Consider the following 15,354-nt stretch of genomic DNA (forward strand, 5'->3'; position numbering starts at 1 on the left):
GCTTTGCGAGTTCAAAGGCTTTTTAATGTTATAAGATCACGTCAAGGTGCCCGGATCGAAGCGGTGAACATCCTCCAACAGCTCCAGTATGCCGCGAACGGCGTGGCTAACGAGAACTTCACCCCTTTGCGCTGTCGCGGCAGTGGCATTTCCGGCGACGCCAACAGGGTTGAGATCACTCATCTTCCAACCAAAGGCGTGCGGGCCATAGGCGCGCAGATGGCGATAATCGCGGATGAAGTCGGACTGGCGGGATGAAAACGCGGCCGCCCTGGTCATGTCAACCTTGTCAGGATAGAGCGCCAGCATGACGGAGGTTTCGATGTCCCCGCCGTGGATGTCGATCGCCTTTTCCTCCGGTGAGATCCATCCCTCCGGTTGGCCAAAGCGGGTCCAGCTGGTGGCGACAGCCAGCATGTTGAAGCGAACCCGGGCCTCTGTCGCGACAATGGTCAGGAGGGGTGAATTTCCGCCATGGGCGTTCAGCATCACGAACTTGCGGATGCCTTTTTCATGCAGGCCTTCGGCAATAGCAAGCCAGCGGTGCAGGGCCTGCGAAAAGGTGAGGGTGCGGGTGCCCGCCACATCCATGTGCTCGACGGAATAGCCGATCCGCTCCACGGGAAGAAAGGTTGCCGGCAGTTCTGGCGGCAGCGCCGCAATGACGCGTTCCACGATACCTGCCGCAATGAGGCTGTCCGTCTCGAAGGGTAGATGCGGCCCGTGCTGCTCATGGGCGCCAAGCGGCAAGACGGCAATCCAGTCAGACCGGTCGGCAGGAGAAAGGGTCGGATCGTTATCTTCAAAGCGAGGCCGGGGTAAAGGCATCTGGCGGTAAGGTCCTGCTTTCGCTATGCATGTTGTACCACATATAGCGATTGCGACGACCGGAGCAAACAGCGGGCAGGGGAATGAGCAAGAAGAAGGGCGACAAGAAGAACAAGGCCGGCAAAGCCAAGGAGCCAATTGCTGCCGCCGAACTTGCATCCGCCATCACACAGACGGCGCGGTCATTGCGGACTGTCCTTTCCCGCAGCCTCTCCGAGGCCGGGCTTTATGCCGGGCAGGATGGCGTCGTGCTGCAACTGGCCGAACAGGATGGACAGACGCCTGGTCAATTGGCGCAGCGTCTTGGTGTCAAGGCACCGACCATGACCCGCACCATTGGCCGCATGGAGGCACAAGGCTTTGTCGAGCGAAGGCCGGACGGGCAGGATGGCCGCCTGACCAAAGTCTATCTCACGGCCAGCGGCCGCCTCACCGTCGAGAAGATCGGGCGCTCGATCGAAGAGTGCGGCGCCTTGGCCACGAGTGGCTTTTCCCAGAAGGAGACCCGCACGCTGTTGAAGCTTCTGCGGGTGATGGAAGGCAACCTTCACGGCGTGCCTGTGATGGATGAGGATGAAGAGTGAAAGCCCTGTTTTGGTACTTGACCAGACGCAAAGTGCGGCGTTTAAACTGTTTAAATATTTTAAGAACGGCGTGAGCCGCCCTGAACCACCTCGGGAGGATCTGTGGTCCAGAAGGTCAAACTTTCCACCATCGCTGAAAGCCTCGGGCTTTCGACAGCGACGATATCGCTTGCACTTCGCGATAGTCCACTTGTGGCCGTCGATACCCGCGAAAAGATCAAGGAACAGGCCCGCGCCCTGGGCTATATCTACAATCGCCGAGCGGCCAGCCTGCGCACGTCCCGCTCGGGCATTATCGGCGTGGTCGTTCATGACATCATGAACCCGTTCTATGGCGAAATTTTAAAGGCCATCGAAAGCGAACTCGACCGCAGCCGCCACACCTTCATTCTGTCCAACCATTACGACTCGGTGGAGAAGCAGCGCACATTCATCGAGACACTCCTGCAACTGGGCGGAGACGGCGTCATCATGTCGCCGGCCATCGGTACGCCCGAGGAAGACCTGAAGCTGGCAGAAGCGAACGGCATGCCCGCCATTCTCGTGGCTCGCTCCATGGAGGGGATGGACCTGCCCACCTATCGCGGTGACGATAGCTACGGCATTTCGCTGGCCACCAATCATCTGATCGGGCTGGGGCATCGCACGATTGCTATGATCGGCGGTACCGACCAAACCTCGACCGGCCGTGACCGTTATCAGGGCTATGTCAACGCACTGCGCAAGGCGGGCATCGAGGTCGATCCGAATCTCCGCATTCCGGGTCCGCGCTCCAAGCAGGGCGGTTTCGAAGCAGCTGTCAATTTCCTTTCGCTGCCGCAGAAGCCGACGGCGGCCGTCTGCTGGAACGATCTAGTCGCCATCGGCCTGATGAACGGCATTGCCCGTGCCGGCCTTCAGCCTGGGCGTGATATTTCGGTGACCGGCTATGACGATCTGGAAGAGGCATCGATTGCGACGCCTGCTCTGACCACCGTCTGGAACGGCCAGACGGAAGTGGGGCGGCTCGCCGCCCGTGCACTTCTCGACCGTCTTGCCGGCAGCCACGAGCCCGACGGCATTCATCTCATCAAGCCGGAAATGCGCATCCGCCAGTCCACCGGCCCTTATCATCCCCGCGCCTGAACATCAGGAAGATTTCCCATGACCGATACAAAAGTTGCCGTGCTCGTTCCGGGTCGCATGCATCCTCGTGCGTTGGCGCGATTGAAAGACGCGTTTGACGTGATCGAAGCCTCGGCTGCCGAGATCCCGAGTTTGCCAGAGGAGGTTCGTGGTCGAGTTCGTGGAGCTGCGACGGCCAACTCCATGAGCGCTACCTGGATGGACCTGTTTCCGCAGCTGGAAATCGTGTCCAACTTTGGTGTCGGCTATGATGGTGTCGATAGCAAGCATGCCGGGACGAAGGGCATCCTCGTGACCAACACGCCGGATGTGCTGAATGACGAAGTGGCCGATACGACGATTGGCCTCTTGATCAACACCGTGCGGCGCCTGCCGGTGGCCGAACAATATTTGCGGGAAGGCCGGTGGGAAAAGGAAGGTCCGTTCCCGCTGTCACCGCTGTCGCTCAAGAACCGGCATGTGGGTCTGGTGGGGCTGGGCCGCATCGGGATGGAGATCGCCAAGCGGCTGGAGCCCTTCAAGGTCAAGATCAGCTACCATACGCGCAGCAAGCGGGATGTTGTCTCCTATGATTACTATGGCTCGGTCAAGGAACTGGCCGCGGCTGTCGATACGCTGATTTCGATCATTCCGGGGACGCCGGAAACGCACAAGATCATCAACGCCGAGGTGCTGGAAGCGTTAGGCCCCAATGGCGTCTTCATCAATGTCGGTCGTGGCTGGAGCGTGGACGAGGATGCGCTGATCGCGGCTCTGAAGGCGGACAAGATCGCGGCCGCCGGCTTGGATGTCTTCTATGACGAGCCAAGGGTGCCGGCAGGATTGCTCACCCTGCCGAACGTTTCCGTGCTGCCGCATGTCGCATCTGCCTCGGTGCCGACGCGCAACGACATGGCCGATCTGGTCGTCGACAACCTGATTGCGTGGTTCAGCGAGAAGAAGGTGCTGACGCCGGTGCCGGAAACACCGGTCAAGCGTTAAACTCAATCGCTGAGAAGCGCACCTTCGGTTACGCGGGCGGCAGCATATTCACGGACGGCCTCGCCAAAGGCTTCGAACAGCGCGCGGGAGGGATTATCCGTTTCCGCCCAGTATTCCGGATGCCATTGAACGCCGACGGCAAAGCCCTTGGCATCGATAACCGAGACGGCCTCGATCGTGCCATCGGGTGCCGTGGCTTCCACCTGCAGGCGCGGTGCCGCATCGTCAATGGCCTGGCGATGCAGGGAGTTCACTTGGATTTCCCCGGAAAGGCCAAGGTAACGGGCGATGCAGGAGCCTTCGCGGACAGAGACGGCCTGGCGAATGGCGTACATGTCATCCCGGCTTTCCACCTGCGGCTTGCGATGATCCCAGATGCCGGGCTTTTCCTGGATCTCGCTGGCCAGCGTGCCGCCAAGTGCGACGTTCAATTCCTGAATGCCGCGGCAGATGGCAAACAGCGGGATGCCGCGTTCGATTGCGCGACGGATCAGCGGCAGGCTGGTTGCGTCGCGCGCCGGATCGAACGGACCATCGGATTCCTTGGCTTCGCGCCCATAAAGCGACGGATGAACATTGCTGGCGGAACCGGAGATCAGCACGCCATCGACCCGGTCCAGCACCGCATCAATGTCGTGTCCCTCCTCCAGTGCTGGCACCAAAAGCGGAATGGCCTTGGCAACCTTCACGGCTGCATTGACATATTGCGTATGCACGGCATGCCAGCGGGAATTGTCCAGAATGCGGATATCGGCTGGAATGGCGATGACTGGCAGCGTCATTGATGTCTCCGTCTTTGCAATGCGGCGTGTTCTGATCCTGGCGCTTCGTCAAGTCAAGATAGTGCTTCGGTGCGGCACCTGGATGCGACGTGATGACGGCTGATTTGTCGTATCAGACGAAAGTTGAATTCCAGAGGTGCTTTTTCAGAGACTCGAGAGGTAAGGCGCGTATTGCAACCTTAGTTGCCGCATGTTTACTTCGTTAAAGGACCGGTAAAAGGAGAAGAGGGACTTTACCGGCCCCATGAAAACGGGAGGTAATTCATGGATCGTCGTTCATTCTTTAAAAAGGCGGCAGTCGGCGGCGTCGGTGCTGTTGCTGCTTCCGGTCTCGCTGCACCGGCACTGGCCCAGTCTCTGCCCAAGATCAACTGGCGCATGACGTCGTCGTTTCCGAAGTCGCTGGATACGATCTATGGCGGTGCCGAAGATATTGCCAAGCATGTTGCCGCCGCCACGGACGGTAATTTCTCCATCCAGACCTTTGCGGCCGGTGAACTGGTGCCCGGTCTGCAGGCTGCGGACGCCGTCTCCGCCGGTACGGTCGAAATGTGCCATACCTGCTCCTACTATTATGTCGGCAAGGACCCGACCTTCGCAATCGGTACCGCCATTCCCTTTGGTCCGAATGCGCGGCTTAGCAATTCCTGGTTCTATGAGGGCAATGGCAACAAGCTGCTGAACGAGTTCTACGCGACCCATGGGCTGGTCGGCTTCATCGCCGGCAATACCGGTGCGCAGATGGGCGGCTGGTTCCGCAAGGAAATCAATACCGTCGACGACTTCAAGGGCGTCAAGATGCGTATCGCCGGTCTCGCCGGGCGCGTTCTGGAAAAGCTCGGCGCCGTGCCGCAGCAGATTGCCGGTGGCGACATCTACCCGGCGCTGGAAAAGGGCACCATCGACGCCGCTGAATGGGTCGGTCCCTATGACGACTACAAGCTCGGCTTCTACAAGGTGGCGAAGTATTATTACTATCCGGCCTTCTGGGAAGGCGGCCCGGTCATCCATGCCTTCATCAACAAGGGCAAGTTCGAGGAACTGCCGAAGGCCTATCAGGCGGCCCTTCAGGATGCCTGCGCCTTTGCCAATACCAGCATGATGGCGAAATACGACTTGAAGAACCCGGTCGCGATCAAGCAGATCGTGGCGCAGGGAACTGTTCTGCGCCCCTTCAGCCAGGATATTCTGGATGCCTGCTTCAAGGCGTCAAAGGAAGTCTATGCCGAGATTTCCGCCAAGAACCCTTGGTTCAAGAAAATCTATGAGGATCAGGTGGCGTTCCAGAAGGAAGGCTATCTCTGGATGCAGCTTGCGGAATATACTTACGATACCTTCATGATGATCCAGCAGCGCAACGGCAAGCTCTGATCGCTTTAGTTACTTTCTAATAATGAAAAGCCCCGGTTCGTCGCCGGGGCTTTTTCATGTGTCTGATCAGAACTTCGGTGGCTGGCTGAGATCCGGCTTTGGTGCACCGGCAGGTGCGCCTGGTTGGTCGCCCCCGATCGGCGGCAGGCCGAAATTGGGCATCTGGTTGCCGCCACCCGGATTGCCGAAGGCCGGCACTTCGATCTTGATCGTGCTGAGGTCCACCGGCGGTGTCTTGTCGAGCCAATAGGTCACGGACTCCGGCCAGAAGATGGTGATTGCCACGAGAATGAGCTGCATGAACACCCATGGGATCGCGCCCATGTAGATGTCCGATGTCTTGACCGAACGGGGGGCAATCGAGCGCAGATAGAAAAGCGCAAAGCCGAAGGGCGGATGCATGAAGCTCGTCTGCATGTTGATGCAGATGAGGACGCCGAACCAGATCAGGTCAATGCCCAGCGAGTTGGCGACCGGCGCCAGCATCGGGATGACGATGAAGGCAATCTCGAAGAAATCGAGGAAGAAGGCCAGCACGAAGATGAAGGCGTTGACGAAGATAAGGAAGCCGACCGCGCCGCCCGGCACGTGAGAGAGCATATGCTCGATCCAGCGGCCGCCATCCATGCCCTGGAAGACAAGGCTGAAACAGGTGGCGCCGACTAGGATGAAGGTCACCATGGCGGTGATGTGCATGGTGGAGTGCATGCCCTGCTTGACGAGATCCCAGGTCAGGCGGCGATGCATGGCGGCCAGCGCCAAGGCGCCGACGACGCCCAGAGCGCCCGCTTCCGTCGGCGTGGCAAGGCCCATGAAGATGGTGCCGAGCACGAGGAAGATCAGCACGATCGACGGGATCATGCCCGCCAGCACCTTGAACACCAGCGCGCGGTTCAATTCGCCACGTGCTTCCAGCGGCAGGGGCGGAATGTCCTTTGGCCGGAAGATGGACAGCGCGAAGATGAACAGGACAAAGATCAGCACCTGCAGGATGGAGGGGCCGATGGCGCCGAGATACATATCGCCGACCGACTTGCCCAGCTGGTCCGCCAGAACGATCAGCACGAGCGACGGCGGGATGACCTGGGTGATCGTACCCGAGGCGGCAATGACGCCGGTCGCAAGCCGCGGATTGTAGCCATATTTCAGCATGATCGGCAGCGAGATCACGCCCATGGTAATGACCGATGCAGCCACCGTACCGGTAATAGCGCCCAGAATGGCGCCAACGATGATGACCGCATAGGCAAGTCCGCCGGGAATGGCGCCAAACAGTTTGCCGGTTCCTTCCAGCAGATCCTCTGCCAGTCCGCATCGCTCCAGGATAGCGCCCATCAGGGTGAAGAAGGGAATGGCCAGCAGCAGGTCGTTCGACACGATGCCAAAGACGCGAAGCGGCAGGGCTTGCAGGAAGGCCGGGTCGAAGTGCCCGGTGAAAATGCCGATCACACCGAACAGCAGGCCGACGGCCGCCAGCGAAAAGGCCACCGGAAAGCCATAGAGCATGAAGATGACCATGCTGCCGAACATGGCCGGTGGAAGAATGCCAAAATCAAACATGTAAATCCCCCCGACCTACGCTTACTGCAGCGGCTTTTCGTACTTGGTATCAATCTCGTACGCGCCGCTGAGCGCCGCGATCCGCTTGATGAGCTCGGACAAGCCCTGCAGGGCCAGAAGCGCAAACCCCGCAAAGATGATGAGCTTTACTGGCCAACGAATGAGGCCGCCGGCATTGGAGGAGATTTCACCTTGTTGGTAGGACAAGAGGAAAACCGGCCAGGAGAGCCAGGCGAGGTAGAGACAGGACGGCAGCAGAAAGAGGATGATGCCGATGATATCCACCCACAGGCGCTTGCGGTCAGAAAGTGCGCCGTAGATCAAATCCACCCGCACATGTTCGTTGGCGCGCAGCGTGTGCGACGCGCCCAGAAGCACGACGAAGCCGAACATGTACCACTGAATTTCAAGCCAGGCGTTCGAGCTGTAATTGAACGCATAGCGGATCATCGCATTGCCGGCACTGACCAGGCAGCACAGAAGAACCAGATATCCGGAAAATTTGCCGATGATCTCGCTGACGCGATCGATCCCGCGGCTCAGGCGCAATAGAGCTGACATCGATTTCCCCCACGGACTTATCTTTGATTTTGCCCGCCTCTCACCTTTCGGCTGTATATGAAGCGAGGCAAAAAGAAAAGTCGTCGGCTAGGCGTACTCCCTAGCGCCAAAGGCGCATTGCAATTCCCGGCTCTTTGTGCAACGCCTATGTGTGGTAGGATATCTGTGCCGCATGCGAGGACGCGGTCTCGGCTGCGGCGTGTAGGGGAGAGCAGTCATATGAATGATCACCAGACAGGACCGGTCGAAACGGGCGCGGCGATGGATTATCGCGAGCACGAGAAAACCTATTCCCTTTTTCTCGCTGGCGCGAAATGGGGCACCATGATGGTGGTGGTTCTGATGCTCGCGATGGCCGGCGGTTTCTTCGCCAACGGCGGACTGCTGGGCGGTATTCTGCTTTTCATCATTCTGAATGCGGCTGGTTTCTACCTTCTGCGATAACGACCTTGCAGGGCATGGCGATGCCGCCGGTGCATCGGGTGGCCTTTGACGACGATTCGCGGCAAGGCGGAGGAATTTAATTTGTCTCAAGTTATATTTGTCGGCCGCGAGGCCGGACAGGAAACTCGCGTCTCTGCATCGGCGGAGACAGTAAAACGGCTGAAAGGGCTCGGCTTCGATGTGATCGTGGAGGCCGGTGCCGGTCTCAAGTCCGGTGTTCCAGACAGTGAATTTTCCAGCGCGGGCGCCGAGATTGGTTCCGCCGCGGATATCTCCAAGGCCGATGTCGTGCTGCTGGTCAATCGGCCCCTGGACACGCTGATTCCGCATTTCAAGCGGGGGGCCCTGTTGCTGGCGGTGATGAACCCCTACGATGCCGCAGCGTCGCTTAACCTGCTGGCTGATCAGGGCGTTACGGCGCTTTCGATGGAATTGATGCCGCGAATCACCCGTGCGCAATCCATGGACGTCTTGTCCAGCCAGGCAAACCTTGCGGGCTATCGCGCGGTGATCGATGCGACGCATGAATATGGCAAGGCCATGCCGATGATGATGACGGCGGCCGGTACTGTGCCCGCCGCCAAGGTGTTCGTCATGGGTGCGGGCGTTGCAGGTCTGCAGGCGATCGCGACGGCACGCCGCCTGGGCGCCGTGGTTTCCGCGACCGACGTGCGGCCCGCCGCCAAGGAACAGGTAGCATCCCTCGGTGGCAAGTTCATCGCCGTCGAGGATGAGGAATTCCGCGCAGCCGAGACAGCCGCCGGGTACGCTAAGCCGATGTCCGAAGCCTACCAGCAGAAGCAGGCGGCACTGGTGGCCGATCATATTGCCAAGCAGGATATCATCATCACCACAGCGCTCATCCCGGGTCGTGCGGCACCCCGCCTTGTGACACGAGCGATGCTAGCCAGCATGAAGCCGGGCTCGGTCGCCGTCGATCTCGCCGTGGAGCGCGGCGGCAATATCGAAGGTTCGAAGGCGGGTGAAATCGTTGATGTGGAGGGTGTGCGGGTCATCGGCTACGCGAATGTCCCTGGCCGTGTCGCAGCTTCCGCGTCCGCTCTCTATGCGCGCAATCTTTATGCTTTCCTTGAAACTTTGGTCGACAAGGCTGCAAAAGAGGTGCGGGTCAACCCGGAGGATGAACTCGTCAAGGCGACCATGCTGACCCATGCGGGGGCTGTCGTGCATCCGAATTTCGCGGCCGCTGCGGAGGCTGCTCGTTCGGCTGCGCCGCAGCCGTTGGATAAGGCGGTATCGGCGAAAGCTGCCAAACCGCGCGCCAAGAAAAAGACCGACGGAAGCCCAGAGAAGAAAGAGGAGCTTTGATGGCGGGCGAAACCATGAACAATGCGCTTGAAGCTCTTGATAAGGCCGTTGCGGCCGTGAAGCTGGCAGCAGAACAGGCACCGGACGCGGTTGGTGCAGCAGCGCACGGCGTCTCCGGCGGTGCGATCGATCCTTTCGTCTTCCGTCTCGCGATCTTCGTTCTTTCGATCTTTGTCGGCTACTACGTCGTCTGGTCTGTGACGCCGGCGTTGCATACGCCTTTGATGGCTGTAACCAACGCCATCTCCTCCGTTATTGTCGTGGGTGCGTTGCTGGCCGTGGGCGTTTCGCTCAGCGGCTTTGCCACCGGCTTCGGCTTCGTGGCACTGGTGCTCGTCTCCGTGAACATCTTCGGAGGCTTCCTGGTCACCAGCCGCATGCTCGCCATGTACAAGAAAAAAGATCGCTGAGGCTGCATCCATGTCCCAGAATATCGCAGCCTTTCTCTACCTCGTCTCCGGCGTGCTGTTCATCATGGCGTTGCGTGGTCTTTCCCATCCTTCCACTAGCCGCACGGGCAATATCTACGGCATGGTCGGCATGGCGATTGCGATCGTCACGACCCTGCTGCTGGCAACGCCCAATTTCGGCGGTCTGGTGCTGATCGTGCTGGCGCTCGCCATCGGTGGCGGCGCAGGCGCCTATATCGCCCGCACGATTCCCATGACGGCCATGCCGCAGCTCGTTGCCGGCTTCCACTCGCTGGTTGGCCTTGCCGCCGTCATGGTTGCGGCTGCCGCCCTTTACTCCCCGGTGTCCTTCGGCATTGGAGCGCCGGGTTCGATCCACGGTCAGGCGCTGATCGAAATGGCTCTGGGTGCGGCCATCGGTGCCATCACCTTTACCGGCTCCATCATTGCCTTTCTGAAGCTGGACGGGCGCATGTCCGGCAAGCCGATCCTGCTGCCTTATCGGCATGCCATCAATATCGCGCTGCTGGTGCTCACGGTGATTTTCATCGTGAACCTCGCCACCAGCGAAAGCCATGTGGCCTTCTGGCTGGTGGTGATTTTTGCGCTGGCGCTTGGCGTCCTCATCATCGTGCCGATCGGCGGCGCCGACATGCCGGTCGTCGTCTCGATGCTGAATTCCTATTCGGGCTGGGCAGCTGCCGGTATCGGCTTCACGCTCGGCAATCTGGCGCTCATCATTACCGGCGCACTCGTAGGCTCGTCCGGCGCGATCCTGTCCTACATCATGTGCAAGGGCATGAACCGCTCCTTCATCTCCGTCATTCTGGGCGGCTTTGGCGGTGAAACCGCCAGTGCTGCCACGGATGATGGCGTGCAGCGCACCGTCAAGCAGGGGTCTGCTGACGACGCAGCCTTCCTGATGCAGAATGCGTCTAAGGTGATCATTGTCCCTGGTTACGGCATGGCGGTTGCACAGGCACAGCATGCGCTGCGTGAGCTTGCCGATACGCTGAAGGAGCATGGCGTCGAGGTGAAGTACGCCATCCATCCGGTCGCAGGCCGCATGCCAGGACATATGAACGTTCTGCTGGCCGAAGCCAATGTGCCCTATGACGAAGTCTTCGAGCTGGAAGATATCAATGCCGAATTCGCGCAGGCCGATGTGGCCTATGTGATTGGCGCAAACGATGTCACCAATCCCGCTGCTCGTGACGATAAGTCGTCGCCGATCTATGGCATGCCGATCCTGGATGTCGACAAGGCCAAGACCTGCCTGTTCGTCAAACGCTCGCTCGGCTCTGGCTATGCCGGGATCGACAATACGCTGTTCTACAAGGACGGTACGATGATGCTGCTGGGCGATGCCAAGAAGATGACGGAAGATATCGTCAAGGCAATGAAGGCTTGAACCCTTTCAACGGCAACAAAAAACCCGGCCTTGAAGCCGGGTTTTTTCATGGGAGAATTCCGCTGGATCAGCCGTCGGTGGCGGCGCCACGGGTGCGCGCCAGGCCATCCTGCGCCGGCTGGTAGCGTGGGTCGAGGCGTGCGGCATGGTTATAGGCCTTGGCCGCCTTATCTTTTTCGCCACGTCGTTCGTAGACGAGCGCCTGGTTTGCCCAGGACTCCGCCAGCTTGTCGTTGAGGTCAATCGCGTGGTTGAAGTCGGCGAAAGCGTTTTCGTCGTCATTCAGGGCGAGATAAGAGATGCCGCGACCGTTATAGGGCTCCGGCGAACTCGGCGACAGCGAGATCGCCTTGGAGAAGTCCTCGATCGCCTGAGCATGCTGGTTGCGCAGCTGGTAGATCAGGCCGCGTCCGTGCCATGCACGGCCATCGGTGGTTTCCGCCTGGATCGCCCGGTTGAAGTCGTTGAAGGCTTCGTTGGTGCGGCCAGCCTGGCGGTAGATGTTGCCGCGTCCGATGAGGGCGACGTCGTAGTTCGGGTTGATCTGCAGGGCCGCGTTGTAGTCGTTTACGGCTTCAGCCGGCTTGCCCATGTTGCGATAGACGAGCGCGCGGTTCGCATAGGCTTGATAGAAGCGCGGATTGATCTGCAGAGCACGGTTGAAATCATCGAGTGCGCGGCGGAACTCACCGGCGCGACCATAGGCAGTGCCGCGTACGTTGTAAGCGTCCGGATCCTGCGGGTTGGACTGAATCACGGCCGACAGCGATGCGATGTTCTCTTCCGATCCTTGCGCCCGGTCGAGGCGGATCATGTCGCTCGTGTTGCTGGTCTGGCATCCAGCCAGCAGGGCCCCTGCCATAATCAAGGTTGCACCGGACAGCGCAGCCCGCATGCGGGGAAGGCGTGTAGCGGTTGCAGCAGTAAGGCTTGTCGCTTTCAAAACAACGGCACTCTTGGCAGCCATCAGGCGCAGGTCCTCGTGTCAGAGCTCGGAAACTGGGCGAACCAGAAAACTAAAAAAAGCGGTGGCGCCTTATATCGCCCCCGCCTTCCAATCACGAAAAAACGTCGAAAAAGCGACCGATTAACGGCTCGCGCCCGTGCGGCCGGCGGAAACGAGGCCTTCGCGCTGTGCACGCTTACGAGCCAGCTTGCGAACGCGGCGAACAGCTTCCGCCTTTTCGCGAGCGCGCTTCTGCGACGGCTTTTCGTAGTAGTCGCGCATCTTCATTTCGCGGAAAATACCTTCGCGCTGCATCTTCTTCTTGAGAGCGCGGAGAGCCTGATCGACGTTATTGTCGCGGACAAGTACCTGCACGTGAATCCCGTTCCTTTGGTTTTTGAGTTAAACGCCCTGAAACTGCGCAGCGGTCAGAGCGATATAATACTACTGCCCGGCTTTTGGCCGTGCGATTGGGGAACGCAGATAGCAGAAGGCTGTTGCAAAGTCTAGCGGGACTCTGGCCCGTCTTCTCAAAAAACCCCGCAATTCCCATGCGAGTTTACAGCAGCGGTGCAAACCGGGTTTTCAATGGCAGATTGCGCGACATATGTTCCCCGTACCACTGCCTATTCATACTCAAAGGAGAACTTTGATGCGAGCGATTTCCTACTCTCAATTTGGCAAACCATCCGATGTCGTCCGTGTGCTTGATGTGCCGACGCCTGTACCTGGGCCGGGTGAGGTGCTCTTGCGAATGCACATGGCGCCGATTCACAATCATGATCTGCTGACAGTCGAGGGGCGCTATGGCTACAAGCCCGCTTTGCCGGCGCTTGGGGGAAGCGAGGGTGTTGGTACGGTCGAGGTTCTGGGCGAGGGCGTGAGCAGCGTTCAGCCGGGACAGCGTGTGGCGGCCAGCGGGCTCAAGGGGGCCTGGGCGGAATTTGCCATTGCCCGGGCCGCTTCAGTGGTTCCCCTGCCGGATGCCGTTCCTGACGAGGTTGGCGCTCAGCTGATTGCCATGCCGCTCAGTGCCCTGACGCTTCTGGAGTTTGCCGAAGCCAAGCAGGGGCAGTGGCTTATACAGAATGCGGCCACGGGCGCTGTCGCCAAGGTCGTATCCCAGTTGGCGAAGTTTCGCGGCATCCATGTGATCAATCTCGTGCGTCGCGCCGAAGCGGTGGCGGAGCTTGAGGTTCTCGGAATCGGTCAGACGGTCTCCACCGCCGAAGATGGCTGGAAGGAAAAAGTGCGTGCGCTGACCGGAGGGCAGGGCATTTCCGTCGCGGTCGATAGTGTTGGCGGCAAGGCCTCCGGCGATCTCCTGTCGCTTCTGGGTGAAAATGGTTTGCTGGTGTCCTTCGGACTGATGTCCGGTGAGCCGATGCAGATTTCTTCCGGCGATCTGATTTTCAAGCAGGCGACCGTCAAAGGCTTCTGGCTGGGCAAGCTGATGGAAACGATGCCGCGCGAACAGGTTGGCCGTTTGATTGGGGAACTGGTCAAGCGTGCGGCATCCGGTGAGTTGGTGTTGCAGGTGGATGGCATCTATCCGCTTGCCGAGGGTTCCAAGGCTCTCGCGGCTGCCGCAGAGGGCGGTCGCCAGGGCAAGGTGCTGATCCAGCTCTAAACGATACCGATAATTTTGCCGGTGTCGAAAGCAAGAAGCGAATGCGTCGCAAAGCAGCCATTGCGACGCCTTGCGATTTGCGATTTGTATGGCTCCACGACAGGCTATTTCGCCTCAAGGAGCTAAAGGCAGATATGCGCAAATATTCGGTCTTTGCGGTGGCCCGAGAGGCCATGCGCAGCCACAAGGGCTGGGAGCAGCAATGGACTTCCCCCGAACCGCGGTCTTCTTATGATGTCATCATCATTGGCGGCGGCGGCCATGGACTGGGTGCTGCCTATTATCTGGCAAAAGAGCACGGCATCACCAATGTGGCGGTGATCGAAAAGGGATGGCTGGGTGGTGGCAATACGGGCCGCAACACCACCATCATTCGCTCCAACTATCTCTATGAAGAGAGCATGGACATTTACGAGCATTCCCTGAAGCTGTGGGAAGGCTTGAGCCAGGATCTCAACTACAATGTCATGTATTCGCCGCGCGGCGTGATGATGCTGTCGCACAATACGCACGACATGCAGAGCTTCAAGCGGCACATCAATGCCAACCGGCTGTATGGAATCGACAATGAGTGGCTGACGCCGGAAGAGGCGAAGAAGTTCTGTCCGCCGCTCGATATCTCCAAGACGGCGCGTTATCCCATCAATGGTGCGGCGCTGCAAAAACGCGGCGGCACGGCGCGACATGATGCGGTGGCATGGGGCTATGCCCGTGCGGCATCCGATCGCGGCGTCCACATCATCCAGAACACCGAAGTCACGGGCATTCGCCGTGGTCCGAATGGTGAAGTCACCGGCATCGAGACCAATCGTGGTTTCATTGGCGCCAAGAAGATCGGCGTTTCCGCAGCTGGCCATTCCTCGGTGGTCATGCAGATGGCAGATGTTCGTGTGCCGCTGACCAGCAACCCGCTGCAAGCGCTGGTGTCGGAGCCTTTGAAGCCGATTTTCCCCTGTGTGGTCATGTCCAACACGGTGCATGCCTATATCTCGCAGTCGGACAAGGGCGAGCTGGTGATTGGTGCGGGCACGGACCAGTATCATTCCTACTCGCAGACCGGCGGTCTGCAGATCATCACCCATACGCTGGATGCGATCTGCGAACTCTTCCCGATCTTCCGCCGTGTGAAGATGATGCGCCAGTGGGGCGGCATCACCGACAACACACCGGATCGCTCCGCCATCCAGAGCGTGACGCCGGTGCCGAACCTGTTCGTCAATTGCGGCTGGGGCACGGGCGGTTTCAAGGCAACGCCAGGTTCCGCCAACCTGTTTGCCTGGCTGATTGCCAAGGGCGAGCCGCACCGGCTGGCGCAAGGCCTGACGCTCGACCGCTTCCGCACCGGACGCCTGATCGACGAAGCGGCGGCTGCCGCCGTCGCGCACTAAGAAG

At 59.5% G+C, this 15,354-nt stretch carries 16 protein-coding genes; 10 read left to right on the forward strand and 6 right to left on the reverse strand.

Annotated elements, in window-relative coordinates; all coding sequences use genetic code 11:
* Positions 1-36: 36 nt before the first annotated feature.
* Positions 37-828 carry a creatininase family protein gene (locus Q2T52_RS07435; protein ID WP_302076084.1) on the reverse strand — a complete coding sequence of 264 codons (792 nt, stop codon included), beginning with the start codon at positions 826-828 and terminating at the stop codon, positions 37-39.
* Between the two features lie 83 nt (positions 829-911).
* Between Q2T52_RS07435 and Q2T52_RS07440 the strand changes: the two genes are divergently transcribed.
* From Q2T52_RS07440 to Q2T52_RS07450, 3 genes are all read left to right on the forward strand, one after another.
* Positions 912-1,412: a MarR family winged helix-turn-helix transcriptional regulator gene (locus tag Q2T52_RS07440; protein ID WP_302076085.1), complete on the forward strand. Its 501-nt coding sequence runs from the start codon at positions 912-914 to the stop codon at positions 1,410-1,412.
* Between the two features lie 102 nt (positions 1,413-1,514).
* Positions 1,515-2,537, forward strand: coding sequence for a LacI family DNA-binding transcriptional regulator (locus Q2T52_RS07445; protein WP_302076086.1), 1,023 nt, complete (start codon positions 1,515-1,517; stop codon positions 2,535-2,537).
* An 18-nt stretch (positions 2,538-2,555) separates the two neighbouring features.
* The gene (locus Q2T52_RS07450; protein ID WP_302076087.1) at positions 2,556-3,518 is read left to right on the forward strand and encodes a 2-hydroxyacid dehydrogenase; all 963 of its coding nucleotides are present in this window, start codon (positions 2,556-2,558) and stop codon (positions 3,516-3,518) included.
* 2 nt (positions 3,519-3,520) lie between these two features.
* Here Q2T52_RS07450 and Q2T52_RS07455 read toward each other — a convergent pair whose 3' ends face one another.
* Entirely contained in the window at positions 3,521-4,300 is a 780-nt protein-coding gene (locus Q2T52_RS07455) for a gamma-glutamyl-gamma-aminobutyrate hydrolase family protein (RefSeq protein WP_302076088.1), read from the reverse strand.
* A gap of 264 nt (positions 4,301-4,564) precedes the next feature.
* Here Q2T52_RS07455 and Q2T52_RS07460 point away from each other — a divergent pair, with 264 nt between their 5' ends.
* Positions 4,565-5,671 carry a TRAP transporter substrate-binding protein gene (locus Q2T52_RS07460; RefSeq protein ID WP_302076089.1) on the forward strand — a complete coding sequence of 369 codons (1,107 nt, stop codon included), beginning with the start codon at positions 4,565-4,567 and terminating at the stop codon, positions 5,669-5,671.
* A 66-nt stretch (positions 5,672-5,737) separates the two neighbouring features.
* Here Q2T52_RS07460 and Q2T52_RS07465 read toward each other — a convergent pair whose 3' ends face one another.
* Both Q2T52_RS07465 and Q2T52_RS07470 read right to left on the reverse strand, forming a co-directional pair.
* The gene (locus Q2T52_RS07465) at positions 5,738-7,231 is read right to left on the reverse strand and encodes a TRAP transporter large permease (protein WP_302076090.1); all 1,494 of its coding nucleotides are present in this window, start codon (positions 7,229-7,231) and stop codon (positions 5,738-5,740) included.
* Between the two features lie 21 nt (positions 7,232-7,252).
* Positions 7,253-7,792 carry a TRAP transporter small permease subunit gene (locus Q2T52_RS07470; RefSeq protein WP_302076091.1) on the reverse strand — a complete coding sequence of 180 codons (540 nt, stop codon included), beginning with the start codon at positions 7,790-7,792 and terminating at the stop codon, positions 7,253-7,255.
* A gap of 219 nt (positions 7,793-8,011) precedes the next feature.
* On the opposite strand from Q2T52_RS07470, the gene Q2T52_RS07475 reads away from it, so the two are divergent.
* From Q2T52_RS07475 to Q2T52_RS07490, 4 genes are all read left to right on the forward strand, one after another.
* Complete coding sequence (locus tag Q2T52_RS07475; RefSeq protein ID WP_302076092.1) at positions 8,012-8,236, forward strand: aa3-type cytochrome c oxidase subunit IV; 225 nt, start codon at positions 8,012-8,014, stop codon at positions 8,234-8,236.
* Between the two features lie 81 nt (positions 8,237-8,317).
* On the forward strand, positions 8,318-9,565 hold the full coding sequence (locus tag Q2T52_RS07480) for a Re/Si-specific NAD(P)(+) transhydrogenase subunit alpha (RefSeq protein WP_302076093.1): 1,248 nt from the start codon (positions 8,318-8,320) through the stop codon (positions 9,563-9,565).
* Positions 9,565-9,975: a proton-translocating transhydrogenase family protein gene (locus Q2T52_RS07485; protein WP_302076094.1), complete on the forward strand. Its 411-nt coding sequence runs from the start codon at positions 9,565-9,567 to the stop codon at positions 9,973-9,975. Before Q2T52_RS07480 ends, Q2T52_RS07485 begins: the two co-directional genes overlap by 1 nt.
* A 10-nt stretch (positions 9,976-9,985) precedes the next feature.
* Positions 9,986-11,386, forward strand: a complete 1,401-nt coding sequence (locus Q2T52_RS07490; protein WP_302076095.1) for an NAD(P)(+) transhydrogenase (Re/Si-specific) subunit beta — start codon at positions 9,986-9,988, stop codon at positions 11,384-11,386.
* A gap of 67 nt (positions 11,387-11,453) precedes the next feature.
* Here the strand turns inward: Q2T52_RS07490 and Q2T52_RS07495 are convergent, their stop codons facing one another.
* Positions 11,454-12,281 (reverse strand): tetratricopeptide repeat protein, encoded by an 828-nt coding sequence (locus Q2T52_RS07495; protein ID WP_302076702.1) that lies wholly within the window; start codon positions 12,279-12,281, stop codon positions 11,454-11,456.
* Positions 12,282-12,473: 192 nt separating this feature from the next.
* Complete coding sequence (gene rpsU, locus Q2T52_RS07500; protein ID WP_302076096.1) at positions 12,474-12,707, reverse strand: 30S ribosomal protein S21; 234 nt, start codon at positions 12,705-12,707, stop codon at positions 12,474-12,476.
* 277 nt (positions 12,708-12,984) lie between these two features.
* Between rpsU and Q2T52_RS07505 the strand changes: the two genes are divergently transcribed.
* Positions 12,985-13,962 carry a zinc-binding dehydrogenase gene (locus tag Q2T52_RS07505; RefSeq protein WP_302076097.1) on the forward strand — a complete coding sequence of 326 codons (978 nt, stop codon included), beginning with the start codon at positions 12,985-12,987 and terminating at the stop codon, positions 13,960-13,962.
* A 134-nt stretch (positions 13,963-14,096) separates the two neighbouring features.
* Positions 14,097-15,350 carry a sarcosine oxidase subunit beta family protein gene (locus tag Q2T52_RS07510; protein WP_302076098.1) on the forward strand — a complete coding sequence of 418 codons (1,254 nt, stop codon included), beginning with the start codon at positions 14,097-14,099 and terminating at the stop codon, positions 15,348-15,350.
* Positions 15,351-15,354 lie beyond the last annotated feature (4 nt).

The organism is Rhizobium oryzicola (assembly GCF_030504645.1).
GTDB classification, from domain to species: domain Bacteria; phylum Pseudomonadota; class Alphaproteobacteria; order Rhizobiales; family Rhizobiaceae; genus Neorhizobium; species Neorhizobium oryzicola.